The 23,165-nt window shown below is 64.9% G+C and carries 24 protein-coding genes, 1 tRNA gene and 8 pseudogenes; 10 read left to right on the forward strand and 23 right to left on the reverse strand.

What is annotated here, in order from left to right; all coding sequences use genetic code 11:
- Both BMG07_RS45150 and BMG07_RS31115 read right to left on the reverse strand, forming a co-directional pair.
- Nucleotides 1-161: pseudogene (locus BMG07_RS45150) on the reverse strand (SDR family NAD(P)-dependent oxidoreductase); the annotation flags it as partial.
- A complete protein-coding gene (locus BMG07_RS31115) occupies nucleotides 161-946 on the reverse strand; it encodes an SDR family oxidoreductase (protein ID WP_198087754.1) in 786 nt (261 codons plus the stop codon). The pseudogene BMG07_RS45150 and the gene BMG07_RS31115, both read right to left, overlap by 1 nt.
- A 121-nt stretch (nucleotides 947-1,067) precedes the next feature.
- Here BMG07_RS31115 and BMG07_RS31120 point away from each other — a divergent pair.
- Nucleotides 1,068-2,017 (forward strand): annotated as a pseudogene (locus BMG07_RS31120) (LysR family transcriptional regulator).
- A 140-nt stretch (nucleotides 2,018-2,157) separates the two neighbouring features.
- A pseudogene (locus tag BMG07_RS31125) lies at nucleotides 2,158-3,104 on the forward strand (Bug family tripartite tricarboxylate transporter substrate binding protein).
- A gap of 17 nt (nucleotides 3,105-3,121) precedes the next feature.
- On the opposite strand, the gene BMG07_RS31130 reads toward BMG07_RS31125, so the two are convergent.
- Together BMG07_RS31130 and BMG07_RS31135 are read right to left on the reverse strand one after the other, a co-directional pair.
- On the reverse strand, nucleotides 3,122-3,445 hold the full coding sequence (locus tag BMG07_RS31130; RefSeq protein WP_198087755.1) for a DUF1840 domain-containing protein: 324 nt from the start codon (nucleotides 3,443-3,445) through the stop codon (nucleotides 3,122-3,124).
- A 12-nt stretch (nucleotides 3,446-3,457) separates the two neighbouring features.
- Nucleotides 3,458-4,726, reverse strand: coding sequence for a class I SAM-dependent methyltransferase (locus BMG07_RS31135; RefSeq protein ID WP_198087756.1), 1,269 nt, complete (start codon nucleotides 4,724-4,726; stop codon nucleotides 3,458-3,460).
- A 130-nt stretch (nucleotides 4,727-4,856) separates the two neighbouring features.
- Here BMG07_RS31135 and BMG07_RS31140 point away from each other — a divergent pair.
- The 6 genes and pseudogenes from BMG07_RS31140 to BMG07_RS31165 all read left to right on the forward strand — a co-directional run bounded on the left by BMG07_RS31140 (nucleotide 4,857) and on the right by BMG07_RS31165 (nucleotide 11,790).
- Nucleotides 4,857-7,239, forward strand: a pseudogene (locus BMG07_RS31140) (bifunctional salicylyl-CoA 5-hydroxylase/oxidoreductase).
- A gap of 1 nt (nucleotide 7,240) precedes the next feature.
- Nucleotides 7,241-7,720 (forward strand): MarR family winged helix-turn-helix transcriptional regulator, encoded by a 480-nt coding sequence (locus BMG07_RS31145; RefSeq protein ID WP_198087757.1) that lies wholly within the window; start codon nucleotides 7,241-7,243, stop codon nucleotides 7,718-7,720.
- A complete protein-coding gene (locus tag BMG07_RS31150; RefSeq protein WP_198087758.1) occupies nucleotides 7,717-8,571 on the forward strand; it encodes an enoyl-CoA hydratase family protein in 855 nt (284 codons plus the stop codon). The genes BMG07_RS31145 and BMG07_RS31150 overlap by 4 nt, the downstream gene beginning before the upstream one ends.
- Before the next feature lie 48 nt (nucleotides 8,572-8,619).
- Entirely contained in the window at nucleotides 8,620-9,768 is a 1,149-nt protein-coding gene (locus tag BMG07_RS31155; protein WP_198087767.1) for an acyl-CoA dehydrogenase family protein, read from the forward strand.
- Nucleotides 9,769-9,773: 5 nt separating this feature from the next.
- A pseudogene (locus tag BMG07_RS31160) lies at nucleotides 9,774-11,395 on the forward strand (AMP-binding protein).
- On the forward strand, nucleotides 11,392-11,790 hold the full coding sequence (locus BMG07_RS31165; protein ID WP_198087759.1) for a RidA family protein: 399 nt from the start codon (nucleotides 11,392-11,394) through the stop codon (nucleotides 11,788-11,790). Before BMG07_RS31160 ends, BMG07_RS31165 begins: the two are co-directional and overlap by 4 nt.
- Here BMG07_RS31165 and BMG07_RS31170 read toward each other — a convergent pair.
- The gene (locus BMG07_RS31170; protein WP_198087760.1) at nucleotides 11,777-12,760 is read right to left on the reverse strand and encodes a GlxA family transcriptional regulator; all 984 of its coding nucleotides are present in this window, start codon (nucleotides 12,758-12,760) and stop codon (nucleotides 11,777-11,779) included. The genes BMG07_RS31165 and BMG07_RS31170 overlap by 14 nt on opposite strands.
- Nucleotides 12,761-12,865: 105 nt before the next feature.
- Between BMG07_RS31170 and BMG07_RS31175 the strand changes: the two genes are divergently transcribed.
- Nucleotides 12,866-13,531 (forward strand): HD domain-containing protein, encoded by a 666-nt coding sequence (locus tag BMG07_RS31175; RefSeq protein ID WP_198087761.1) that lies wholly within the window; start codon nucleotides 12,866-12,868, stop codon nucleotides 13,529-13,531.
- Nucleotides 13,532-13,651: 120 nt separating this feature from the next.
- On the opposite strand, the gene BMG07_RS31180 is transcribed toward BMG07_RS31175, so the two are convergent.
- From BMG07_RS31180 to rplN, 18 genes and pseudogenes are all read right to left on the reverse strand, one after another.
- Nucleotides 13,652-13,728 (reverse strand) — tRNA-Met (locus BMG07_RS31180).
- 18 nt (nucleotides 13,729-13,746) lie between these two features.
- Nucleotides 13,747-14,145: a 50S ribosomal protein L17 gene (rplQ, locus tag BMG07_RS31185; RefSeq protein WP_198087762.1), complete on the reverse strand. Its 399-nt coding sequence runs from the start codon at nucleotides 14,143-14,145 to the stop codon at nucleotides 13,747-13,749.
- A gap of 84 nt (nucleotides 14,146-14,229) precedes the next feature.
- The gene (locus BMG07_RS31190) at nucleotides 14,230-15,219 is read right to left on the reverse strand and encodes a DNA-directed RNA polymerase subunit alpha (RefSeq protein ID WP_093059385.1); all 990 of its coding nucleotides are present in this window, start codon (nucleotides 15,217-15,219) and stop codon (nucleotides 14,230-14,232) included.
- 142 nt (nucleotides 15,220-15,361) lie between these two features.
- Nucleotides 15,362-15,983 (reverse strand): annotated as a pseudogene (gene rpsD / locus BMG07_RS43155) (30S ribosomal protein S4).
- 131 nt (nucleotides 15,984-16,114) lie between these two features.
- The gene (gene rpsK / locus BMG07_RS31200) at nucleotides 16,115-16,519 is read right to left on the reverse strand and encodes a 30S ribosomal protein S11 (RefSeq protein ID WP_009124825.1); all 405 of its coding nucleotides are present in this window, start codon (nucleotides 16,517-16,519) and stop codon (nucleotides 16,115-16,117) included.
- Between the two features lie 12 nt (nucleotides 16,520-16,531).
- On the reverse strand, nucleotides 16,532-16,897 hold the full coding sequence (rpsM, locus tag BMG07_RS31205) for a 30S ribosomal protein S13 (protein ID WP_093243005.1): 366 nt from the start codon (nucleotides 16,895-16,897) through the stop codon (nucleotides 16,532-16,534).
- A 23-nt stretch (nucleotides 16,898-16,920) separates the two neighbouring features.
- On the reverse strand, nucleotides 16,921-17,034 hold the full coding sequence (gene rpmJ / locus BMG07_RS31210; RefSeq protein ID WP_013544106.1) for a 50S ribosomal protein L36: 114 nt from the start codon (nucleotides 17,032-17,034) through the stop codon (nucleotides 16,921-16,923).
- A 67-nt stretch (nucleotides 17,035-17,101) separates the two neighbouring features.
- Nucleotides 17,102-18,415 carry a preprotein translocase subunit SecY gene (secY, locus tag BMG07_RS31215; protein WP_009124822.1) on the reverse strand — a complete coding sequence of 438 codons (1,314 nt, stop codon included), beginning with the start codon at nucleotides 18,413-18,415 and terminating at the stop codon, nucleotides 17,102-17,104.
- Between the two features lie 29 nt (nucleotides 18,416-18,444).
- Nucleotides 18,445-18,876, reverse strand: a complete 432-nt coding sequence (gene rplO / locus BMG07_RS31220) for a 50S ribosomal protein L15 (protein WP_198087763.1) — start codon at nucleotides 18,874-18,876, stop codon at nucleotides 18,445-18,447.
- An 11-nt stretch (nucleotides 18,877-18,887) separates the two neighbouring features.
- On the reverse strand, nucleotides 18,888-19,073 hold the full coding sequence (rpmD, locus tag BMG07_RS31225; protein ID WP_009124818.1) for a 50S ribosomal protein L30: 186 nt from the start codon (nucleotides 19,071-19,073) through the stop codon (nucleotides 18,888-18,890).
- Between the two features lie 25 nt (nucleotides 19,074-19,098).
- Nucleotides 19,099-19,616, reverse strand: a pseudogene (gene rpsE / locus BMG07_RS31230) (30S ribosomal protein S5).
- A 32-nt stretch (nucleotides 19,617-19,648) separates the two neighbouring features.
- A pseudogene (rplR, locus tag BMG07_RS31235) lies at nucleotides 19,649-19,998 on the reverse strand (50S ribosomal protein L18); the annotation flags it as partial.
- 14 nt (nucleotides 19,999-20,012) lie between these two features.
- Nucleotides 20,013-20,546, reverse strand: coding sequence for a 50S ribosomal protein L6 (gene rplF / locus BMG07_RS31240; protein WP_198087765.1), 534 nt, complete (start codon nucleotides 20,544-20,546; stop codon nucleotides 20,013-20,015).
- Between the two features lie 24 nt (nucleotides 20,547-20,570).
- Nucleotides 20,571-20,966, reverse strand: a complete 396-nt coding sequence (gene rpsH / locus BMG07_RS31245) for a 30S ribosomal protein S8 (RefSeq protein WP_198087766.1) — start codon at nucleotides 20,964-20,966, stop codon at nucleotides 20,571-20,573.
- A 20-nt stretch (nucleotides 20,967-20,986) separates the two neighbouring features.
- Nucleotides 20,987-21,292, reverse strand: a complete 306-nt coding sequence (gene rpsN / locus BMG07_RS31250; protein ID WP_042577476.1) for a 30S ribosomal protein S14 — start codon at nucleotides 21,290-21,292, stop codon at nucleotides 20,987-20,989.
- Nucleotides 21,293-21,300: 8 nt separating this feature from the next.
- Nucleotides 21,301-21,840: a 50S ribosomal protein L5 gene (gene rplE, locus BMG07_RS31255; RefSeq protein WP_013544114.1), complete on the reverse strand. Its 540-nt coding sequence runs from the start codon at nucleotides 21,838-21,840 to the stop codon at nucleotides 21,301-21,303.
- Between the two features lie 11 nt (nucleotides 21,841-21,851).
- A complete protein-coding gene (rplX, locus tag BMG07_RS31260; RefSeq protein WP_130427180.1) occupies nucleotides 21,852-22,184 on the reverse strand; it encodes a 50S ribosomal protein L24 in 333 nt (110 codons plus the stop codon).
- A gap of 12 nt (nucleotides 22,185-22,196) precedes the next feature.
- Nucleotides 22,197-22,565 (reverse strand): 50S ribosomal protein L14, encoded by a 369-nt coding sequence (gene rplN, locus BMG07_RS31265; protein ID WP_009124801.1) that lies wholly within the window; start codon nucleotides 22,563-22,565, stop codon nucleotides 22,197-22,199.
- A gap of 227 nt (nucleotides 22,566-22,792) precedes the next feature.
- Between rplN and BMG07_RS31270 the strand changes: the two genes are divergently transcribed.
- Nucleotides 22,793-23,165 (forward strand): esterase-like activity of phytase family protein (locus BMG07_RS31270; RefSeq protein WP_307867136.1); only part of this gene is annotated, 373 nt, incomplete at its 3' end.

The raw sequence follows: 23,165 nt of genomic DNA on the forward strand, positions 1-23,165 counted from the left end.
GCGGATCTCGTTGGCCAGCGCGTCGGCCTCGGCCTGCGCGCTCACGAAGCCGAAGGCCACGGCGCGCCGTCGCGCGCCAGCCGGCGCACGATGGCCGCGCCGATGCCGCGCGAGCCGCCAGTGACGAAAGCGGCCTTGCCGGCCAGCACGGGTTGCGTCATCACGCCGCGAAGCCGCCGTCGATGTTCAGGCCGGCGCCGGTCACGAACGCGGCTTCGGGGCTGGCCAGGTAGGCGACCATGCCGGCGATCTCGTCGGCGTGGCCGTGGCGCCCGATGGCCATGAAGCCGTGCATGGTGGCGGCCATCGGGCCGTCGGCGGGGTTCAGGGCGGTGTCGACCGGGCCGGGCTGCACGTTGTTGACCGTGATGCCGCGCGGGCCGAGGTCGCGCGACAGGCCCTGCACCAGGCCGGTCAGCGCCGACTTGCTCATGGCATAGACGCTGCCGCCGGCAAAGGGCATGCGCTCGGCGTTGGTGCTGCTGATGTTCACGATGCGCCCACCCGTGCCCATGTGCGCCAGCGCGGCCTGGATGGCCACGAACACGGCGCGCACGTTGACCGCGATGGTGTGGTCGAAATCGGCCAGCGTGAGCTGGTCGACGGGGCCCAGGTGCAGCACGCCCGCGTTGTTGACCAGGATGTCGATGCGCCCGCCGAAGTGCTTGGCGGCCTGGTCGATGCCGGCCTTGAGCGCGTCGGCGTCGGCGCTGTCGATCTTCAGCGCGAAGGCGCGGCCGCCTTCGGCCTGGACGGCGCGAACCAGCTCGTCGGCCTGGGCGGCGGCGCTGCTGTAGCTGAAGGCCACGGCGGCGCCGTCGCGGGCCAGCCGGCGCACGATGGCGGCGCCGATGCCACGCGAGCCGCCGGTGACGAAGGCGACCTTGCCGGCCAGCACGAGGGAGGAGGAGGAAGAAGAAGAAGAAGAAGCGGTATTGGAAGCCATGATTTTTTCCGATCTGTTGGAGGAAGGCCTTCAGTCTCCGGCTTTCATTCCCTTCGCGGTAGCCATCAATAGCGGCAATCAAATTCAACCCAAAGTTGAAGATCAAGCTCAAAATGCGCGCATGGAGCCGCTCAGCCACCTGGAATCCTTCGTGCAGAGCGCCGAGGGCGGCAGCTTCTCGGCGGCCGCTCGGCGCCTGGGGCTCACGCCGGCGGCGGTCAGCAAGAACGTGGCGCGGCTCGAGGCGCGGCTGGGCGTGCGGCTGTTCCAGCGCAGCACGCGCAGCCTGACGCTGACCGAGGGCGGCGAGCGCTTCCTGGCGCAGGTGGGCGGCGCGCTGGCCACGCTGCAGGAGGCCGTGGCCGGCATCGCCACCGACGACGGCCAGCCCGCCGGCACGCTCAAGGTGAGCATGGGCCAGGCCTCGGGCGCGAGCATGTGCTGCCGATGATGGGCGACTTCCTGGCGCGCTACCCGGCCATCCTGCCGGACTGGCATTTCGACAACCAGCAGGTCGACCTGGTCGGCGAGGGCTTCGACGCGGCCATCGGCGGCGGCATCGAGCTGTCGGCCGGGCTGGTGGCGCGCGAGCTGGCGCGCATCCACGTGGTGGCGGTGGCCTCGCCGCGCTACATGGCAGGGCGCGCGATGCCCCGGCATCCGCAGGAGCTGGCGGCGCTGGACACGCTGCTGCGCCGCTCGTCGCCCACGGGCCGGGTGCGCGGCTGGACGCTGCGCCGCGTGCGCGCTGGAACCAGTGCCGACTCCGGCGACGAGGAAGCCACGGTCGACCTGCCCCGGCCGCGCGCCATCTTCAACGACCCCGAGGCCATCGCGCACGCCGCGCTCATGGGGCTGGGCGTGGCGATGCTGCCGATGCCTTTCGTGGAGCGCGGGTTGCGCGGCGGCGAGCTGGTGCGGCTGCTGCCCGAGTGGTTCCAGGACGCCGGCGCGGTGTGGCTGTACTACCCGAGCAAGAAGCTGCTGCCGCCCAAGACGCGCGTGTTCATCGACTTCGTGCTCGCGCGTTTTCGCAGCGAAGGCTTCGCGCAGCGCATGCAGGTCGGCTGACCCGGCGGTTCAAGGGGTTTTCACTCGCGACGCGGAAACCCGCCCCGGGTACAAACGCGCGCATGACTTCTTTCTCCTTCCTTTCCCCGCTGAGCCGCCGGACGGCGCTCGCGGCCTCTGTCGCCACCGCCCTCACGCTGATGGCCGCCCCTTCGTGGGCCCAGAGCAACTGGCCGACCAAGCCGGTGCGCATCGTCGTGCCGTTCGCGGCCGGCGGCACCACCGACATCCTGGCGCGCGCGGTCGCGCCCGAGCTGTCGAAGGCCTTCGGCCAGCAGTTCATCGTCGACAACCGCGGCGGCGCGGGCGGCAACCTGGGCGCCGAAATCGTGGCGCGCGCGCCCAACGACGGCTACACGCTGCTGATGGGCACGGTGGGCACGCACGGCATCAACCGCGCGCTCTACCCCAAGCTGCCCTTCGACCCGATCAAGGACTTCGCGCCGATCACGCTGGTCGCCGCCGTGCCCAACGTGATGGAAATGAACGCCGAGAAGGCCAAGGCGCTGAACATCCACAACGTGCAGGACTTCATCAAGTACGCCAAGGCCAACCCCGGCAAGCTGAACATGGCGTCCAGCGGCAGCGGCACGTCGATCCACCTGGCGGGCGAGCTGTTCAAGAGCATGACGGGCACGTTCATGGCCCACATTCCGTACAAGGGCTCGGGCCCGGCGCTGCTGGACATGGTGGGCGGCAACGCGACGTGATGTTCGACAACCTGCCCTCGTCGATGGCGCAGATCAAGGCCGGCAAGCTCACCGCGCTGGCGGTGACGAGCGCGCAGCGTTCGCCGGCGCTGCCGGACATTCCGACGGTGGAAGAAGTGGGCGGCCCGTCGCTCAAGGGCTTCGAGGCAAGCTCGTGGTTCGGTCTGCTGGCGCCGGCCGGCACGCCGCCCGAGGTCGTGAACCGCATTCAGCAGGAAGTGGCCAAGTCGCTGGGCACGCCGGCCCTGAAGGAGAAGATGCTCGCGCAGGGCGCGATCCCGAGCGGCAATTCACCCGCCGACTTCACCAAGCTCATAGCGAGCGAACACGTGAAGTGGGCGAAGGTGGTGAAGGACTCCGGCGCGAAGGTCGACTGAACTGCTGAAGAAGACGCTCAGGTCTTCCAGGTCACGTCCTTCTTGTCGGCCAGCGAATCCTTGAGCATGTGAAGCAGGGGGGCTGCACGCTGGTGCAGTCCGACATGCTGCTTCTCGGCCTCGTTGGCATGGCCTTCGACGGCGTAGTCGTCGTGGTTGTGGGCATTGCTGCCCTCGCGGGCCAGTGCGGCCTCGAGTGCGGCGATGGCGCCGGGAATCTGCTCGACCGTGATGATGCCTTGCGGCGCGACCGACTTGCCGACGATGTCGAGCAGTTGGCGCGCATGCACTTCGAGCATCACGAAATCAGCGGAAGCCCGGGACTGGAAACGATAGAGCATGGTGTTTTTCACTCACTTGTAGATGTAGTCACGGGCAAAAGGGTACACCGATTGGGCGCCGCGCAAGGTGCCGTGCTCGACCTTGCCGTCGGGCTTGATCGACAGCATCTGGTGCAGCGAGATCCAGCCCTGCTCGAAGCTCATGGCCGAGCCCGCCAGGTACAGGCGGTAGGCCCGCAGGATGCGCTCGGCGTTCTCGCCCTGGCGCCCTCCGCTGCGCTGCAGCACGTCGAGCGCCGTGCCCAGCTGCGACTCCAGCGCATCCGACCAGGCCCACAGCGTGCGCGCGTAATGTGGGCGCAGGCTTTCGGTGTCGACCATCTCCAGCCCGGCCGCGGCGGTTTCGCGCAGCACGTGCGTCACGTGCAGCAGTTCGCCGCCCGGGAAGATGTATTTTTCGATGAAGTCGCCCATGCCCGCGCCCAGCTGGCGGTAGTTGAGCTCGCCCGAGGTGATGCCGTGGTTCATGACCAGGCCGCCGGGCTTCAGCAGCGAATGGATCTTGCGGAAGTAGGTCGGCATGTTGGCCGCGCCCACGTGCTCGAACATGCCCACCGAGGAGATCTTGTCGAAGGGCTGCTCCACCGACAGCTCGCGGTAGTCGCGCAATTCGACGCGCACGCGCCCCTGCAGGCCCTTTTCTTCGATCAGCCGCTGCACGTGCGCATGCTGGTTGCGTGACAGCGTGATGCCGGTGGCATCCACGCCATAGTGCTCGGCCGCCCACAGCAGCAGCGCGCCCCAGCCGGAGCCGATGTCCAGGTAGCGCTCGCCGGGCTGCAGCATGAGCTTGCGGCAGATGTGGTCGAGCTTGGCCTCCTGCGCCTGGGCCAGCGTGAGGTCGGGCGTACGGAAGTACGCACACGAATAGACCCGGCGCGGGTCCAGCCACAGCGCATAGAAGTCGTCGGAAACGTCGTAGTGGAACTCGATCTGCGCCGCGTCCTTGCGCAGCGAGTGCGAGCCGTGCGACTTGGCCATGTGCTGCAGGCGGCTCCACCAGCTGGTGTCGGTTTCGGCCGGGTTGCCGGGCAGCAGGCCGACGGTGGCGTCGATCAGGTCGCGCATGGCGCCCTCGATCTGCACCTTGCCCTCGACGTATGCCTCGCCGATGGCCCCCACCTGCCGGGCCGCCAGCTTGGCCAGCACCGTCCACTCCTTGAAAGCCAGCGTGACGCGGGCCCCCGCCTGGGCAACGCGCCGGCCATCTGGCAACTCCAGCGCGATGGGGACAGGCAGCGAAGCCAGCTGCGACTCGATCTTGGGTATCAAGTTTTGCATGGGGCCCATGGTATTGATTTTTCCAAGTTTTTGCATGACTACCCGTGTCGGCCAAAACCCCGAAACGCGCGCCGGACCCTGTTACCAACCAGCATTGACAGCAGATTGTTTATGCCTAAACTATTCAACCATGAACAGCCTCAGCACGGTCACCCCCGCTCCCGCCTCGGACCTCCAACGCATCCTGTGCATCGGCGGCGGGCCGGCAGGCCTGTACTTCGCCCTGTTGATGAAGGCGCGCAACCCGGCGCTGCAGATCACGGTGGTCGAACGCAACCGCCCCTTCGACACCTTCGGCTGGGGCGTGGTGCTGAGCGACCAGACGCTGGGCAACCTGCGCGCGGCCGATGCCGAAACCGCCGCGCTCATCGGCAACGAGTTCCACCACTGGGACGACATCCAGGTGTTCTTCAAGGGCCGCCAGGTGCGCTCGGGCGGCCACGGCTTCTGCGGCATCGGCCGCAAGCGGCTCCTGAACATCCTGCAGGAGCGCTGCCTGGCGCTGGGCGTGGACCTCGTGTTCGAGACCGACGCCACCGACGACCAGGCCATTGCCGCCAGGTACAACGCCGACCTGGTCATTGCCAGCGACGGCTGAACAGCCGCATCCGCCAGCGCTACGCCGAGGTGTTCATGCCCGACGTCGACCTGCGCGAATGCCGCTTCGTGTGGCTGGGCACGCACCAGACCTTCGACGCCTTCACCTTCGCCTTCGAACAGACCGAGCACGGCTGGTTCCAGGCCCACGCCTACCAGTTCGACGACAAGACCTCGACCTTCATCGTCGAGACGCCCGAGGCCGTGTGGAAGGCCCACGGCCTCGACCAGATGGAGCAGCCCGAGGCCATCGCCTTCTGCGAGAAGCTGTTCTCCAAGTACCTGGGCGGCCACTCGCTCATCAGCAACGCCACGCACCTGCGCGGCTCGGCCAACTGGATCCGCTTTCCGCGCGTGGTGTGCGAGCGCTGGACGCACCGCATCGACGTCGAGGGCCGCTCGGTGCCCGTGGTGCTGATGGGCGACGCCGCGCACACGGCGCACTTCTCGATCGGCTCGGGCACCAAGCTCGCGCTGGAAGACGCCATCGACCTGGCCAATGAATTCGAACAGGGCGGCACCGTCGACCACGTGCTCGAAGGCTACGAGGCGCGCCGAAGCGTCGAGGTGCTGAAGATCCAGAACGCCGCGCGCAACTCCACCGAGTGGTTCGAGAACGTGCCGCGCTACACGGGCATGGAGATCGAGCAGTTCGCGTATTCGCTGCTCACGCGCTCGCAGCGCATCAGCCACGAGAACCTGCGCGTGCGCGACACGCAATGGCTCGGCGGCTACGAGCAGTGGCTCGCGGGCGGCAAGGCCGTGGCGCCCATGCTCATGCCCTACAAGGTGCGCGGCCTCACGCTGAAGAACCGCATCCTGGTGTCGCCGATGGCCACCTACAGCGCGGTCGACGGCGTGCCGCAAGACTTCCTGCTGGTGCACCTGGGCGCGCGCGCGCTCGGCGGCGCCGCCATGGTGTTCGTCGAAATGACGAGCCCGACGCCCGAAGGCCGCATCACGCCGGCCTGCACGGGCCTGTACAACGACACGCAACAGGCCGCGTTCAAGCGCATCGTCGATTTCGTGCACACGCAGTCGAGCGCGAAGATCGCGATGCAGCTCGGCCACAGCGGCCCCAAGGGCTCCACCCGCGTGGGCTGGGAAGGCACCGACGAGCCGCTCGAAGACGGCAACTGGCCCTTGCTCGGCGCCAGTGCCGTGCCCTACGGCGAACAGAACCAGCTGCCGGCCGCCATCACGCGCGCCGAGATGGACACGCTGCGCGACCAGTTCGTCGATTCGACGCGCCGCACGCTCGAATGCGGCTTCGACTGGCTCGAGCTGCACTGCGCGCACGGCTACCTGCTGTCGGCCTTCATCAGCCCGCTCACCAACCAGCGCACCGACGAATACGGCGGCGACATCGAAGCACGCTGCCGCTACCCGCTCGAAGTGTTCCGCGCCATGCGCGCCGTGTGGCCTGCCGACAAGCCCATGAGCGTGCGCATCTCCGCGCACGACTGGGCGCCCGGCGGCAACACCGATGCCGACGCGTGGTGGTTGCGCGTCTCTTCAAGGAAGCCGGCGCCGACTTCATCGACGTGTCCTCGGGCCAGACCACGCGCGCCGCCAAGCCGGTGTACGGCCGCATGTACCAGACGCCGTTCTCGGACCGCATCCGCAACGAGGTCGGCATCTCGACCATCGCGGTGGGCGCCATCACCGACGCCGACCAGGCCAACAGCATCATCGCGGCCGGCCGCGCCGACCTGTGCGCCATTGCGCGCCCGCACCTGGCCGACCCGGCGTGGACGCTGCACGAAGCGGCCAAGCTGCAAAGCCGCGACGTCGACTGGCCCAAGCAGTACCTGAGCGGCCGCGACCAGATGTACCGCGAGATCGCCAAGCAACAGCAACTCGCCGCCGCGGCCAATGCGGCCATGGCGGCGCAGAACAGCGAGGAGACGCACTGACATGGACCTCGAAGCGCGCGCGCACAGCGAACACCCCGAAGCCCTGCGCCTCTGGCTGCGGCTGCTCACCTGCACCCAGCTGATCGAAAAGCAGGTGCGCAACGAACTGCGCTCGCAGTTCACGACCACGCTGCCGCGCTTCGACCTGATGTCGCAACTCGAGCGCTCGCCCGACGGCCTGAAGATGAACGAACTCTCGCGCCGCATGATGGTCACGGGCGGCAACGTCACGGGCATCACCGACCAGCTCGTGACCGAAGGGCTGGTGGAGCGCATCAACGTCGAGGGCGACCGCCGCGCATGGCGCGTGCGCCTCACGCCGCGCGGACGCAAGCTCTTCAACGAGATGGCGCAGCAGCACGAAGACTGGATCGTCGAGGCCTTCGCGGGCCTCAGCAGCAAAGAGATCACGCAGCTCCACAAGCTGCTTGGCAAGGTCAAGCAACACTCACACAACCAATCGATGGCGGAGACCGAATGAAGCACTACATCGGCGCAGGCAATCCCATGCGCGCGCAATTCGAAGCGAAGGCAGCCTACAAGGCCGAGCACTTCGCATGGAGCTACGACAACGGCGTCGGCACCATCACGCTGAACCGCCCCGAGCGCAAGAACCCGCTGACCTTCGACTCGTACGCCGAGCTGCGCGACCTGTTCCGCGCGCTGAACTACGCGACCGACGTGAAGGTGATCGTGGTGACCGGCGCGGGCGGCAACTTCTGCTCGGGCGGCGACGTGCACGAGATCATCGGCCCGTTGACCGGCATGCGCATGCCCGAGCTGCTGGAGTTCACGCGCATGACGGGCGACCTGGTGAAGGCCATTCGCGCATGCCCGCAGCCCATCGTCGGCGCGATCGACGGCGTGTGCGCCGGCGCCGGCGCGATGATCGCGCTGGCCTGCGACTTGCGCTACGGCTCGCCCGCCACGCGCACCGCGTTTCTCTTCACGCGTGTCGGCCTGGCCGGTGCGGACATGGGCGCCTGCGCGCTGCTGCCGCGCGTGATCGGCCAGGGCCGTGCGTCGGAGCTGCTGTTCACGGGCCGCGCCATGACGTCGCAGGAAGGCCACGCCTGGGGCTTCTTCAACGCGCTGCACGAAAGCGATGCGTTGCTCGAAGCGGCCACCAAGGTGGCGCGCGACCTGGCCGAAGGCCCCACTTTCGCGCACGGCATGACCAAGACCATGCTCGCGCAGGAATGGTCGATGACCATCGACCAGGCCATCGAGGCCGAGGCGCAGGCACAGGCCATCTGCATGCAGACCGAAGACTTCAAGCGCGCTTACGAAGCCTTCGCGGCCAAGAAGAAGCCCGTGTTCGGCGGAGACTGACATCATGATGACCAAGCTCCCGCGCCGCCATCGACCACGCACCTCGCGCTGCCCTTCTTCGATGCGGCGCACCACGAACTGGCCGAGGGCCTGCTGCCCTGGGCCGCGTCGCAAGAGATCGACGAACACGACGACCGCGCGGCCTGCCGCGACTGGGTGCAGCGCCTGGGCGCCGGCGGCTGGCTGCGCTATGCCGTGCCGGGCTCGTCGGGCGGCGCGCTCGAGCGGCTCGACTCGCGCGCGCTCGTGCTGCTGCGCGAAACGCTCGCCTTCCATTCGCCGCTGGCCGATTTCGCATTCGCGATGCAGGGCCTGGGCAGCGGCGCGATCACGCTCGCGGGCACGCCGGCGCAGCACGCGAACTACCTGACGGCCGTGGCCAAGGGCAGCAAGATCGCGGCCTTCGCGCTCAGCGAACCCGAGGCAGGCTCCGACGTGGGCGCGATGGCCATGCGCGCCGAAGCCACGCCTGACGGCTGGAAGCTCAACGGCGAGAAGACCTGGATCAGCAACGGCGGCATCGCCGACTTCTACTGCGTGTTCGCGAAGACCGAACCCACGGGCGGCACGCGCGGCATCACCGCATTCATCGTCGACGCGACGACGCCGGGGCTGGACACCTCCGCGCACATCGACGTGATGGCGCCGCACCCGCTGGCCACCTTGCGCTTCGACAACTGCGTGGTGCCGCGCACCGCGCAACTGGGCGAGCTCAACGGCGGCTTCAAGCTCGCGATGCGCACGCTCGACATCTTTCGTGCATCGGTGGCGGCTGCCGCGCTGGGCATGGGGCGCCGTGCATTGGCGGAAGCGATCTCGCATTCGAAGAACCGCCGCATGTTCGGCCAGACGCTCGCGGACTTCCAGCTCACGCAGGCCAAGCTCGGCGAGATGGCCGCGCTGATCGACAGCGCCGCGTTGCTCACGTACCGCGCCGCATGGATGCGCGACGACGCCGAAAAACGCGGCGCGCCCGCCGTGGGCGACGTGTCGGCCGCGGCCGCCATGGCCAAGATGTGCGCCACAGAAAACGCGAGCCGCGTGATCGACATGGCGCTGCAGATGCACGGCGGCCTCGGCGTGAAGGTTGGCACGAAGATTGAGAGCCTCTACCGCGACATCCGCTCGCTGCGCATCTACGAAGGCGCGACGGAGGTTCAACAACTGATCATTGGCAAATCCGTTCTGCGGGGATAAATACCGTGTCTGCCCAAGTCGACCGCTTCGTTCACGACCGCCTGCCGCCTGCCGCGCAGCTGCCTGTCTTTCGCTATGACCTGCCCGAGCTGCGGCTGCCCGACCAGCTGAACCTGGTCGAGGAGTTGCTCGACAAGGCAGCGGCCAAGGGCTTCGGCGACAACCCGATGCTGCGCTCGCCCGAGGGCACGCTGACGTATTCGCAAGCGGCCGTCGAGGTCAACCGCATCGCGCTGGTGCTCACGGAAGACCTCGGGCTGGTGCCGGGCAACCGCGTGCTGCTGCGTGGCGGCAACTCGGTGGCAATGGCGCTCGCATGGCTCGCCGTGGTGAAGGCGGGACTGATCGCCGTGGCGACCATGCCGCTGCTGCGTGCGAAAGAGCTCGGCGACATCATCGAGAAGGCGCAGCCCGTGGCCGCGTTGTGCGACGGCCGCCTGCTCGACGAGCTCGCGACGGCGCAGAGGGAGCATCCGGTGCTCGCCACGGTGATCGCGTTCAACAAGCCCGACGCGGCGGACTCGCTCTCCGCGCGCGCCGCGGCAAAGAGCGGCGTGTTCACGGCCTGCCCCACGGCGGCCGACGACATCGCGCTGCTCGCGTTCACGTCGGGCACCACGGGCAAGCCGAAGGCGCCCGTGACCACGCACCGCGACGTGCTCGCCATGTGCGAGACCTGGCCCCGCCACGTGCTGAAGGCACGCAGCGACGACATCGTGGTGGGCTCGCCGCCGCTGCCTTCACCTTCGGGCTCGGCGGGTTGCTGGTGTTCCCGATGTGGGCCGGTGCCTCGGTGTACTTTCCCGATGCGCCGTTCACGCCCGAAGGGCTCGTGAAGCTGATCAACCAGGTCGGCGCGACCATCAGCTACACCGCGCCCACGTTCTACCGCCAGATGGCGCCGTTCGTGAAGCAGCACGGCATGCCGAGCCTGCGCATCAGCGTGAGCGCCGGTGAAGCATTGCCCGACGCCACGCGGCAGCTGTGGAAGGAGGCCACGGGCATCGAGATGCTCGACGGCATCGGCGGCACCGAGGTGTTCCACATCTACATTTCCGCCGCGGGCAACGAGGTGCGCCGGGGCGCCGTCGGCAAGGCAGTGCCGGGCTTCACCGCGAAAGTGGTGGACGACGAAGGCAACGAAGTGCCGCGCGGCACGGTCGGCAAGCTGGCGCTACAGGGGCCCGTGGGCTGCCGCTATCTCGAAGATCCGCGCCAGGCCGACTACGTGAAGAACGGCTGGAACTACCCCGGCGATTCGTTCGTGCAGGACGACGACGGCTACTTCTTCTACCAGGCCCGCGCCGACGACATGATCATCACGGCCGGCTACAACGTCGGCGGCCCGGAGGTCGAAGATGCACTGCTCAAGCACCCGGCCGTGGCCGAGTGCGGCGTGATCGGCAAGCCCGACGCCGACCGCGGCATGATCGTCAAGGCCTTCTGCGTGCTCAAGCCGGGCAATGAAGGCGATGCGGCCCTCGTGAAGGCGCTGCAGGACCACGTGAAGGCAACGATCGCGCCTTTCAAATACCCGCGCGAGATCGAGTTCGTGACGGTGCTTCCGCGCACCGAGACCGGCAAGCTCCAGCGATTCAAACTGAGACAACTCAACAGCACATCATGATGAACAAACTCTTGCAGCCCCCGGGCTGGTTGCCTCCCAAGGGCTATGCAAACGGCATCGCGGCGCGCGGCACCATGGTGTTCGTCGGCGGACAGGTCGGCTGGAACGGCCAGCAGCAATTCGAGTCGGACGACTTCATCGACCAGTGCGGCCAGACGCTGCGCAACATCGTCGAGGTGCTGCGCGAAGCGGGCGCCGGCCCCGAGCACATGGTGCGCATGACCTGGTACGTGACGGACCGCGACGAATACAGCCGCCGCCTGGCCGAGCTGGGCCCGGTCTATCGCGACGCGATGGGGCGCAACTTCCCGGCCATGACCTGCGTGCAGGTGGCGGCGCTGGTGGAGCACCGCGCGAAGGTCGAGATCGAAGTCACGGCGGTCATTCCGGACTGATGGCCGAATGGGCGTTGCGCTTGCGGTACTCCGCGGGCGTGATGCCGATCCGGCGCTGGAACGCGCGCCGCAGCGTGTCGGCATCGGCAAAGCCGCACAGCGATGCCACCTGCTTGGGCGCGGCATCGCCGGCCTCGAGCAGGCGGCGTGCGGCAGCCACGCGAACGTCTTCCACCCACGCCGCGGGCGCGACGCCCACTTCCTGCTTGAACAGGCGCGCGAAATGCCGCTCGCTGAGGCCCATGCGCGCCGATAGGCGCGTGATGCTGTGATCCATGGCGGGGTTGGCGGCAACCCAGCGTTGAACCTCCTGCAAGGCGGAGCGGCCGGTGGGTGCCGCCTCGCCCTTGCGGCTGAACTGCATCTGGCCGCCGGGGCGCTTGAAGAACATGACGAGTTGGGCGGCGACCTTCATGGCGATCTCTCGGCCCAGGTCTTCTTCGACCAGGGCCAGCGCGAGATCCAGGCCTGCCGTGACACCCGCCGCCGTGCGCAGGCGACCGTCGCGCACGTGGATGGCGTCGGCGTCGACCGTGACCGAGGGGAAGTCCTGCGCCAGTTGTTGCGCCACGGCCCAGTGCGTGGTGACGCGGCGGCCGTCAAGCAGGCCGGCGCGCGCGAGCACGAAGGCGCCGCTGCACACCGAGCCGAAGCGCCGGGTCTTCGGTGCGAGCCGACGCAACCAGGCGTTGACGCCGATGTCTGACGCCGCGTTTTCCGCATGCGGCGAGCCCGCCACCAGCAAGGTGTGGACCGGGCCGATGCCGTCGTCCCCGATCACGGCATCGGGCATCAGGCGCACGCCCGACGAACTGCGAATGGCGCCCTTTCGGCTGCCGACGACGAGCAGCCTGTAGGCCGCCACACCCGCTTGCACGTTCGCTTCCGCGAAGACGTCGAGCGGGCCCGAGACGTCCAGCAACTGGACGCCGGGCATGGCGAGGATGGCGATGGTTCGTGGGGCGCGCATGGTGTCTGCTTCTGTACGCTAATGGCTGGATTCGCCGCTTCACGTCTATTGAAGCCACTGTAGCCGACTCCTAAAGTGGTTTTCACACTCACAGGAGAAATCCACATGGCTTTGACGACGACCACTGAAACGACCACGGACATCGAAGGGGTCCGCATCCCCGACAGCCGGCTCGCGCGCGAGATCACCGAAGTGGTTCGGGACACGGCGCCCGCGCTGCTGTTTCACCACTCGAGCCGGGTCTACTACTTCGGCGCGCTGGCGGGCAAACACCGCGGACTGACCTTCGACCCCGAGCTGCTGTACGCCGGTGCGATGTTCCACGACATGGGGCTGGTGAAGCAGCACAGCAGCGCGAACGAGCGCTTCGAGGTTGACGGTGCCAACGTGGCGCGCGACTTCTTGCGCGGCCACGGGATCTCGCAGCAGGACATCGACCTGGTGTGGACCGCGATCGCGCTGCACACCACGCCGGGGATTCCGCAGCACATGCATCCCGTGGTGGCGCTGGTCACGGCCGGCGTCGAGATGGACGTGCTGGGCCTGACCTACAAGGAATACAGCGAGGCCGAGCGCACGCGGGTCGTGCACGCCCATCCGCGTACCGAACACTTCAAGGAGGACATCATCCAGGCCTTCTACGACGGCATCCGACACAAGCCGCAGACGACTTTCGGCAACGTCAAGGCGGATGTGATCGCGGACAAGGAGCCGCACTTCCACCGCGGAAACTTCTGCAGCGTGATCCGCTGCTCGGCCTGGCACGGCTGAAAGAAGGAAAAGAAGAAGTAATTTCCGGAAACAAAAAAGCCCTCATTGCGAGGGCTTTTTCAATTCGTTTACCGGCCAAAGAAAAAAGCCCTTTGAATTTCTTCAAAGGGCTTTTTAAATTGGTTGCGCGAGCAAGATTTGAACTTGCGACCTTTGGGTTATGAGCCCAACGAGCTACCAGGCTGCTCCATCGCGCGGCAAGTATAGATTATAGCTTATTCTGCAGCGCTTTGGTCGGCGGCTGCATCTTTAATTTCAGGACGGTCGACGAGTTCGACCAGCGCCATCGGCGCGTTGTCGCCCACGCGGAAACCCATCTTCAGGATGCGCGTGTAGCCGCCCGGACGGGCTGCGAAACGCGGGCCCAGATCGGCGAAGAGCTTCACGACGCTGTCGCGGTCGCGCAGGCGGTCGAAGGCCAGGCGCTTGTTGGCGAGCGTGGGCTTCTTGGCGAGCGTGATCATCGGTTCGATGACGCGGCGCAGTTCCTTGGCCTTGGGGACCGTGGTCTTGATGACTTCGTGCTCGATGAGCGAATTCATCATGTTTTGCAGCATCGCAAGGCGGTGCGAGCTGGTGCGATTGAGTTTGCGAAGTCCGTGTCCGTGACGCATGGTGCTTTTCCTTTACTTTATAAAAACAGGCAGCCGTATCAGGTACTGCCCGGTGCACTGGCTCTTATCCGAGCCAAATTCAAATTAACGCTTGTCGAGGCCGGCCGGCGGCCAGCTTTCGAGCTTCATACCCAAGGTCAGGCCGCGCGAAGCGAGGACTTCCTTGATTTCGTTGAGCGACTTGCGACCCAGGTTGGGGGTCTTGAGCAGCTCGTTTTCGGTGCGCTGGATCAGATCACCGATGTAGTAAATGTTTTCGGCCTTCAGGCAGTTGGCCGAACGCACGGTGAGTTCGAGCTCGTCGACAGGGCGCAGCAGGATCGGGTCGAATTGCTGTGCGCTGCGCGGTGCCGGTGCATCGAATGCAGCCAGTTCGCCGCCTTCGAGCTGCGCGAACACGGCGAGCTGTTCAACCAGGATTTTAGCCGAAGCGCGCACTGCGTCTTCCGCGGTGATCGCGCCGTTGGTTTCGATCTCGACCAGCAGCTTGTCCAGGTCGGTACGCTGTTCGACACGGGCGCTTTCGACCGTGTAGCTCACGCGCTTGACGGGCGAGAACGAGGCGTCCAGAACGATGCGGCCGATCGACTTGGTCGGCTCGTCCGCGTAGCGGCGCATCGTGCCGGGCACGTAGCCGCGACCCTTTTCGACCTTGATCTGCATGTCGAGCTTGCCGCCTTGCGACAGGTGCGCGATCACGTGGTCGGGGTTGATGATCTCGACGTCGTGCGGGGTCTGGATGTCCGATGCCAGGACCGGGCCTTCGCCGTCCTTGCGCAGGCTCAGCGTGACTTCGTCGCGGTTGTGGAGCTTGAACACCACGCCCTTGAGGTTCAGAAGGATGTTGACGACATCTTCCTGCACGCCGTCGATCGACGAGTACTCATGCAGAACGCCAGCGATCGTGACTTCGGTGGCCGAGTAGCCCACCATGGACGACAGCAGAACGCGACGCAGCGCGTTGCCGAGCGTGTGGCCGTAGCCGCGCTCGAAAGGCTCGAGCGTGACCTTGGCCTTGTTCGGGGCAAGTTGCTCGACCTGAATGGTCTTGGGTTTCAGCAGGGTGGTTTGCATGCAGACTTCCTCTCAATACCCCCGGCTCGTTACACCGGTAAGGCTGGTGAAGCACCTGATCCGCGACGAAGCGCGGAGCAGGAACGTGAACAACAATAACAATCTCCCGCCGGCGCAAAGGCGCGCAGGCGGGTAGAAAAAATCAACGCGAATACAGTTCGACGATCAGCGATTCGTTGATGTCGGCTGCGAATTCGTCGCGATCGGGCACCTTCTTGAACGTGCCTTCGGCCTTGTCGGCGTTCACGTCGACCCAGGCCGGAATACCGACTTGCTGGGCGAGTTGCAGCGCTTCGACGATGCGGTTCTGCTTCTTCGACTTGTCGCGCACGGCGATCACGTCACCGGTCTTGACCAGGTACGACGGGATGTTGACCGACTGACCGTTCACCGTGATCGCCTTGTGCGACACGAGCTGGCGCTTCGGCGCGGGTCGAGCCGAAGCCCATGCGGTAGACGACGTTGTCCAGGCGCGATTCGAGGATGAACAGCAGGTTGGCGCCGGTGTTGCCACGACGGCGATCGGCTTCTTCGAAGTAGCGGCGGAATTGCTTTTCCAGCACGCCGTACATGCGCTTGACCTTCTGCTTTTCGCGCAGTTGCAGACCGTAGTCCGACGTGCGCTGACCCGAAGTGCGACCGTGCTGGCCGGGCTTGGAGTCGAACTTGGCCTTGTCCTGGATGGAGCGGCGGGCGCTCTTCAGGAACAGGTCGGTGCCTTCACGGCGGGAAAGTTTGGCCTTGGGGCCGAGGTAACGTGCCACGATTCTTCCTTTGTACTATCTGCCGCAGTTGCCTGCGGGAGCCACCTGCAAGACGCGAGTGGCAGTGGGCTTAGATAAAAAACAAATGCGCAGCCGCTTGAAAAAGCTGGCTGCGCCTTGCGAGCTGACGATCAGATGCGGCGACGCTTCTGGGGACGGCAGCCGTTGTGCGGAACGGGCGTCACGTCGGCAATGGAATTGATCCGGATGCCGAGCGCAGCCAGGGCGCGCACCGACGATTCGCGACCGGGGCCGGGGCCCTTGATCTCGACGTCGAGGTTCTTGATACCTTGTTCGACAGCAGCACGGCCGGCAACTTCGGAAGCCACCTGCGCAGCGAACGGGGTCGACTTGCGCGAGCCCTTGAAGCCCTGGCCACCCGACGAAGCCCACGACAGGGCGTTGCCCTGGCGATCGGTGATCGTGATGATGGTGTTGTTGAACGAGGCATGCACGTGGGCGATACCGTCCGCAACGTTCTTGCGAACCTTCTTGCGAACGCGCTGTGCGGCGTTGTTTGCAGGTGCTTTAGCCATGCTGATCTATCCTTATTTCTTCAGGGACTGCGCAGCCTTGCGCGGACCCTTGCGGGTGCGGGCGTTGGTGCGCGTGCGCTGGCCGCGCATCGGCAGGCCGCGACGGTGACGGAAGCCGCGATAGCAGCCGATGTCCATCAAACGCTTGATGTTCATCGTCGTCTCGCGACGCAGATCGCCTTCGATGGTGAACAGAGCGATCTGATCACGGATCTTCTCGAGATCGCCGTCGGTCAGATCCTTGATCTTCTTCGAATATTCGATGCCGCTCGCTTCGCAGATTTGACGGGCGCGGGTGCGACCGATGCCGAAGATGGCCGTCAGACCGATTTCAGCGTGCTTGTGCGGCGGAATGTTGATGCCAGCAATACGTGCCATGTGCGTCCTCTAATACTCTTCAATCAACCCTGGCGCTGCTTGTGGCGCGGGTCGGTGCAAATCACACGCACCACACCTTTACGGCGGATGACCTTGCAATTACGGCAGATGGTTTTGACCGAAGCCGAAACTCTCATTTCATTCTCCTAAAACTGTTTAACGTGGCGGTCTACCGCCCGGACTCAATACTGAAAACTCACAGCCCTACGATGTCTTGAAGTTAGCCTTCTTCAGCAGCGATTCGTACTGCTGGGACATCATGTAGTTTTGCACCTGGGCCATGAAGTCCATCGTGACGACCACGATGATCAGCAGGGAGGTACCACCGAAGTAGAACGGCACGTTGTACTTCAGGATCAGGAACTCGGGCAGCAGGCAGACGAAGGTGATGTACACCGCGCCGGCCAACGTCAGGCGAACCAGAATCTTGTCGATATAGCGAGCGGTCTGGTCACCCGGGCGAATGCCTGGAATGAATGCACCACTCTTCTTCAGGTTGTCGGCCGTTTCCTTGCTGTTGAACACGAGTGCCGTGTAGAAGAAGCAGAAGAAAACGATCGCAGCGGCGTACAGCAGCACGTAGATCGGCTCGCCCGGACGCAGTGCGCCGGCAACATCCTTGATCCAGCGGAAACCACCTTCACCAGTGCTGAACCAGCCAACCACCGTTGCGGGCAGCAGGATGATCGACGAGGCGAAGATCGGCGGAATCACACCGGCCATGTTCAGCTTCAGGGGCAGGTGCGACGACTGACCGCCATACACCTTGTTGCCGACCTGGCGCCGCGCATAGTTCACGAGGATCTTGCGCTGACCGCGTTCCACGAACACCACGAAGTAGGTGACGAGCACCACGACAGCGATGATGAACAGCGCAATGATCGGGTTCATCGCACCGGTGGTCACCAGCGAAGCCAGACCGCCAATGGCGTTCGGCAGGCCAGCCGCGATACCTGCAAAGATCAGGATCGAGATGCCGTTGCCCAGGCCGCGTTCGGTGATCTGCTCGCCGAGCCACATCAGGAACATCGAACCAGCCGTCAGGCTCACCATGGCGGTCAGGCGGAAGCCGAAACCGGGAGCGATGACCAGACCGGCCGACGACTCGAGTGCCACCGCGATGCTGAACGACTGGAACAGTGCCAGACCCAGCGCGCCATAGCGCGTGTACTGCGTGATCTTGCGGCGACCGGCCTCGCCTTCCTTCTTCAATTGCTCGAAGGTCGGAAGCACGTAGGTCATCAGCTGCATGATGATCGACGCCGAGATGTACGGCATGATCCCCAACGCGAACACGGTGAAGCGCGACAGCGCCCCGCCCGAGAACATGTTGAACAGGCTCAGAATGCCGCCCTGCTGGCCCTGGAACAACGCTGCCAGCTGGTCCGGGTTGATACCCGGCACAGGAATGTGCGCGCCAATCCGGTAGACCACGAGCGCGAGCAGCAAAAACACGAGCCGACGACGAAGGTCGCCGAACTTGCCTGTTTTTGCGATCGTTGCCGCGTTAGTTGCCACGAAGAACTTCTTTCAGTCCGATGGTGATATCAGGCGAAGCTGCCGCCGGCTGCTTCGACAGCAGCCTTGGCACCAGCGGTCGCGCCCACGCCCGTCAGCTTGACGGCCTTGGTCAGTTCACCGGTCTTGATGATCTTGACGACCTTGGCGAGCTGGCCCACGAGGCCCGCTTGCTTCAGTGCCAGCACATCGACTTCGGCCAGGCCGAGCTGCTCGAGGGCAGTCAGCGTGACTTCGGCGTTGAACTTCAGCAGGTGCGACTTGAAACCACGCTTGGGCAGGCGACGTTGCAGCGGCATTTGGCCGCCTTCGAAACCAACCTTGTGGAAACCGCCAGCGCGCGACTTCTGACCCTTGTGACCGCGACCCGCGGTCTTGCCGATACCGGAGCCGATACCGCGGCCAACGCGACGCTTGGCGTGCTTGGCGCCGGCTGCCGGCTTGATGCCATTGAGTTCCATATCAGTCTCTCTTACAGAACTTTGACCAGATAACTGATCTTGTTGATCATGCCGCGCACCGCGGGGGTGTCTTGCAGCTCGCTCACGCTGTTGAGCTTGCGCAGGCCGAGGCCACGCACGGTCGCGCGATGCGATTCCTTGGTACCGATCGGGCTCTTGACCAATTGGACCTTGAGGGTTTGTTGTTGCGTCGTCATTTCAATACTTCTTTCAGGCTTGCGCTCAAGCGAAGATTTCTTCGACGGTGAGGCCGCGCTTGGCAGCCACCTGACCAGCGGTCGTCGAGTTCTTCAACCCGTCGAGCGTGGCGCGAACCATGTTGTAGGGGTTCGACGAACCATGGCTCTTGGCCACGATGTCGGTGATGCCCATCACTTCGAACACGGCGCGCATCGGGCCGCCGGCGATGATGCCGGTACCCTTGGGGGCCGGGTACATCACGACGGTTGCGGCGCCATGGTGGCCTTGCACCTGGTGATGCAGCGTGCCGTTCTTGATCGAAACCTTCAGCAGGTTGCGACGTGCTTCTTCCATCGCCTTTTGCACTGCAGCGGGCACTTCCTTGGACTTGCCCTTGCCCATGCCGACGCGGCCGTCGCCGTCACCGACCACGGTGAGAGCTGCGAAACCGAGGATACGACCACCCTTCACCACCTTGGTGACGCGGTTGATCGCGATCATCTTCTCGCGCAAACCGTCCTCGGGGCCTCGTTCTGCGTTCTTGCCTGAATCTTTGCCATTTTGAATCTCGTGTCCGGTTAGAACTGCAGGCCGCTTCGCGGGCTGCCTCGGCCAGCGCCTTGACGCGGCCGTGGTAGGCGAAACCTGCGCGGTCGAAAGCGACCTTCTCGACGCCGGCAGCCTTCGCCTTTTCAGCGATGCGCTTGCCGACGCGGTGGCTGCGGCGGCATTGCCGCCCTTGCCCGAACCGCCGAGCGAGGTACGCACTTCGGCTTCTGCCGTCGATGCGGTTGCAATCACCTTGGTGCCGTCGTCGGAGATGACGGTGGCGTAGATGTGCAGGTTGGTGCGGTTCACCGTCAGACGGGCCACGCCCTGCGTCGCGATGCGAATGCGGGTCTGGCGCGAGCGGCGAAGACGCTGTGCTTTTTTGGTCAACATCATTTTGCTGCCCCTTACTTCTTCTTGGTCTCTTTGATCACGATCTTCTCGTCCGAATAACGGATACCCTTGCCCTTGTAGGGCTCGGGCGGACGAACAGCGCGGATCTCAGCGGCGATTTGACCAACGCGCTGACGGTCAGCACCCTTGATCACGATTTCGGTCGGGGTCGCGGTGGCCACCGTGATGCCTTGGGGCATGTCGATGTTGACCGGGTGCGAGTAACCGACTTGCAGGTTCAACTTGTTGTTGGAGGCTGCAGCCTTGTAGCCGACGCCGACCAGGTTGAGCTTCTTCTCGAAGCCCTTGGTCACGCCAACCACCATGTTGTTCACCAGCTGACGGATCGTGCCGCTCATCGCATTCGCTTCACGCGAATCGTTGGCGGGTTCGAAGTTCAGCTTGCCGTCATTGCTGACGACCTTGACCAGGGCATTGCGAGCCAGGGTGAGCGAACCGCCCGAACCCTTGACGCTGATCTGGTCTTCCTTGATCGACACATCCACGCCTGCGGGGATGGTGACCGGCATTTTTCCTACTCGGGACATTTCAGTAACTCCTCGATGTCTCGGTTAGGCGACGTAGCACAGAACTTCGCCGCCGACACCGGTGGCGCGAGCCTTGCGGTCGGTCATCACGCCCTGGGGGGTCGTGACGATCGCAACGCCGAGGCCGTTCTGGACTTGCGGAATGGAAGAGCTTGCCTTGTAGACACGCAGGCCAGGGCGGCTCACACGCTCGATACGTTCGATGACCGGACGGCCAGCGTAGTACTTCAGCGCGATTTCGAGTTCGCTCTTGCCAGCTTCGGTCTTGACCTGGAAGCTGTCGATGTAGCCCTCGTCCTTCAGGACTTGTGCGATCGCGATCTTCACCTTGGAAGAGGGGACCGACACGGTGGGCTTCGCCACCATCTGCGCGTTACGGATACGCGTCAGCAGGTCGGCAATGGGATCACTCATGCTCATGTTGTTTGCTCCTGCCTGGCTTACCAGCTGGCCTTGGTGACACCGGGGATGTCGCCATTGAAAGCCAGTTCGCGGATCTTGGCGCGGGCCAGACCGAATTGACGGAAGGTGCCACGGGGGCGACCGGTGATTTCGCAACGGTTGCGCTGACGCGTGGGGTTCGCGTTGCGCGGGAGCTTCTGCAGGCCCAGGCGGGCAGCAGCGCGCTCTTCGTCGCTCTTCTTCACGTCGTTGGAGATTGCCTTCAGTTCCGCGTGCTTCGCAGCGAACTTGGCAACCAGCTTGTCGCGCTTGAGTTCGCGCTGGATCAAAGATGCTTTAGCCACAGATCACCTCAGTTCTTGAACGGGAAACGGAAGCCAGCGAGAAGCGCCTTGGCTTCTTCGTCGGTCTTGGCCGTCGTCGTGATGCTGATATTGAGACCGCGCAGGGCATCGACCTTGTCGTATTCGATCTCAGGGAAAATGATCTGTTCCTTGACGCCGATGTTGTAGTTGCCACGGCCGTCGAACGCACGGCCGGAGATGCCGCGGAAGTCGCGAACACGCGGCAGCGCGATGGTCACGAAACGGTCCAGGAACTCATACATCTGCACGCCACGCAGCGTGACCATGCAGCCGATGGGCTGGTTTTCGCGGATCTTGAAACCGGCGATAGCCTTCTTCGACTTGGTGACCACGGGCTTCTGGCCAGCGATCTTGGTCAGGTCGGCGACAGCGTTGTCGAGAACCTTCTTGTCGGCGACTGCTTCACCCACACCCATGTTGAGCGTGATCTTGGTGAGGCGCGGAACCTGCATCGGCGACTTGTAGCCGAACTTTTCCGTCAGGTCTTTCGCGATCTTTTCGCGATAGTGTTGTTGGAGACGTGCCATGTGAGTACCTCTTAGGCGAACTTGATTTCGTCGCCGCTGGACTTGAAGACGCGAACAGCCACGCGCTTGCCGTCAGCACCCTGGGAGATCTTGATGCCCACGCGATCGGCCTTGCCGGTCGCGGCATTGAAGATCGCCACGTTGGATTGGTGAATGGGCATGGACTTCTCGACGATGCCACCGGTCGTACCCTTGAGCGGGTTCGGCTTGGTGTGCTTCTTGACGAGGTTCAGACCTTCGATGACGACGTGCGAGTCGTCCTTGCGCAGCGAGACGGTGCCCCGCTTGCCCTTGTCACGGCCGGCCAACACGATGACCTGGTCGCCTTTGCGAATCTTGTTCATGGCGTTGTGTCCTTAGAGAACTTCGGGTGCCAGCGACACGATCTTCATGAACTTCTCGGTGCGCAGTTCGCGCGTGACCGGTCCGAAGATGCGGGTGCCGATGGGCTCCAGCTTTGCGTTGAGCAGCACGGCGGCATTGCCGTCGAACTTGACGAGCGAACCGTCGGCGCGACGGATGCCCTTGGCGGTGCGAACCACCACTGCGCTGTAGATCTCGCCCTTCTTGACGCGACCACGCGGAGCGGCTTCCTTGATGCTGACCTTGATGACGTCGCCCACGCTGGCATAACGCCGCTTGGAGCCACCGAGCACCTTGATACACAGGACGGATTTCGCGCCTGTGTTGTCGGCCACTTCGAGCCGGGATTCAGTTTGGATCATTTCTTGATATTCCCAACTTGTACCGATGAGCCTCCAGGAGGGAGACACCGCGGTCAGTCTTGGGCCCGTCGTCCACACCCCGAACCACTCGGGGCGCTTCCGCTTTGGGCTGAAAGCTTCGCCTTTTGGAAGCGAAGCCCGCGATTGTTGCACGCACTTCTGCGGATGTCAACAACCCCATTACACCACCATGCGCTGGCACTAGACTCCGGGAGGTGCGCACGCCAGTGAAATTCCCCCTGCCGCCCCTGTCGTCGACCCGCCGCCGCCTGCTGGCGGGCACGGCCGGGATGCTGGCGCTGGGCCTGGGCGCCTGCCGCAGCGCGGCACCCGCGCATGCGGACCCCGGCCGGCTGCGCCTGATCGCCGAGGCGCGCTGGCCGCACCGCCTTCATATAGAGGGCACCACGGCCGGCGGCCTGTCGGGCATCGACTACGACCCTGTGCGAGGTGAGTACCTGCTCATCAGCGACGACCGGTCGGACTTCGATCCGGTCCGCTACTACACCGCCCGCTGGCCCCAGCCGCAGGCGGCACCGCCCGAGCCCACGGGCGTGGTGCAGCTGCAACGCCCCGGCGGCGGCCCTGGCCCAACCGGCG

Origin of the sequence: Variovorax sp. E3 (assembly GCF_016082275.1) — a bacterium.
Lineage (GTDB): Bacteria > Pseudomonadota > Gammaproteobacteria > Burkholderiales > Burkholderiaceae_C > Variovorax.

Coding starts and splice junctions, on each gene's coding strand:
- rplF (WP_198087765.1), bottom strand. CDS start 20,546: ATGTCCCGAGTAGGAAAAATGCCGGTCACCATCCCCGCAGGCGTGGAT.
- rpsK (WP_009124825.1), bottom strand. CDS start 16,519: ATGGCTAAAGCACCTGCAAACAACGCCGCACAGCGCGTTCGCAAGAAG.
- rplO (WP_198087763.1), bottom strand. CDS start 18,876: ATGGAACTCAATGGCATCAAGCCGGCAGCCGGCGCCAAGCACGCCAAG.
- BMG07_RS31190 (WP_093059385.1), bottom strand. CDS start 15,219: ATGCAAACCACCCTGCTGAAACCCAAGACCATTCAGGTCGAGCAACTT.
- BMG07_RS31170 (WP_198087760.1), bottom strand. CDS start 12,760: ATGCGCGCCCCACGAACCATCGCCATCCTCGCCATGCCCGGCGTCCAG.
- rplQ (WP_198087762.1), bottom strand. CDS start 14,145: ATGCGTCACGGACACGGACTTCGCAAACTCAATCGCACCAGCTCGCAC.
- rpsH (WP_198087766.1), bottom strand. CDS start 20,966: ATGAGCATGAGTGATCCCATTGCCGACCTGCTGACGCGTATCCGTAAC.
- rpsM (WP_093243005.1), bottom strand. CDS start 16,897: ATGGCACGTATTGCTGGCATCAACATTCCGCCGCACAAGCACGCTGAA.
- rplN (WP_009124801.1), bottom strand. CDS start 22,565: ATGATCCAAACTGAATCCCGGCTCGAAGTGGCCGACAACACAGGCGCG.
- rplE (WP_013544114.1), bottom strand. CDS start 21,840: ATGGCACGTCTCCAACAACACTATCGCGAAAAGATCGCGAAAGACCTG.
- rpmJ (WP_013544106.1), bottom strand. CDS start 17,034: ATGAGAGTTTCGGCTTCGGTCAAAACCATCTGCCGTAATTGCAAGGTC.
- BMG07_RS31115 (WP_198087754.1), bottom strand. CDS start 946: ATGGCTTCCAATACCGCTTCTTCTTCTTCTTCTTCCTCCTCCTCCCTC.
- BMG07_RS31175 (WP_198087761.1), top strand. CDS start 12,866: ATGGCTTTGACGACGACCACTGAAACGACCACGGACATCGAAGGGGTC.
- rplX (WP_130427180.1), bottom strand. CDS start 22,184: ATGAACAAGATTCGCAAAGGCGACCAGGTCATCGTGTTGGCCGGCCGT.
- BMG07_RS31135 (WP_198087756.1), bottom strand. CDS start 4,726: ATGCAAAACTTGATACCCAAGATCGAGTCGCAGCTGGCTTCGCTGCCT.
- rpmD (WP_009124818.1), bottom strand. CDS start 19,073: ATGACGACGCAACAACAAACCCTCAAGGTCCAATTGGTCAAGAGCCCG.
- BMG07_RS31145 (WP_198087757.1), top strand. CDS start 7,241: ATGGACCTCGAAGCGCGCGCGCACAGCGAACACCCCGAAGCCCTGCGC.
- BMG07_RS31165 (WP_198087759.1), top strand. CDS start 11,392: ATGATGAACAAACTCTTGCAGCCCCCGGGCTGGTTGCCTCCCAAGGGC.
- BMG07_RS31130 (WP_198087755.1), bottom strand. CDS start 3,445: ATGCTCTATCGTTTCCAGTCCCGGGCTTCCGCTGATTTCGTGATGCTC.
- BMG07_RS31150 (WP_198087758.1), top strand. CDS start 7,717: ATGAAGCACTACATCGGCGCAGGCAATCCCATGCGCGCGCAATTCGAA.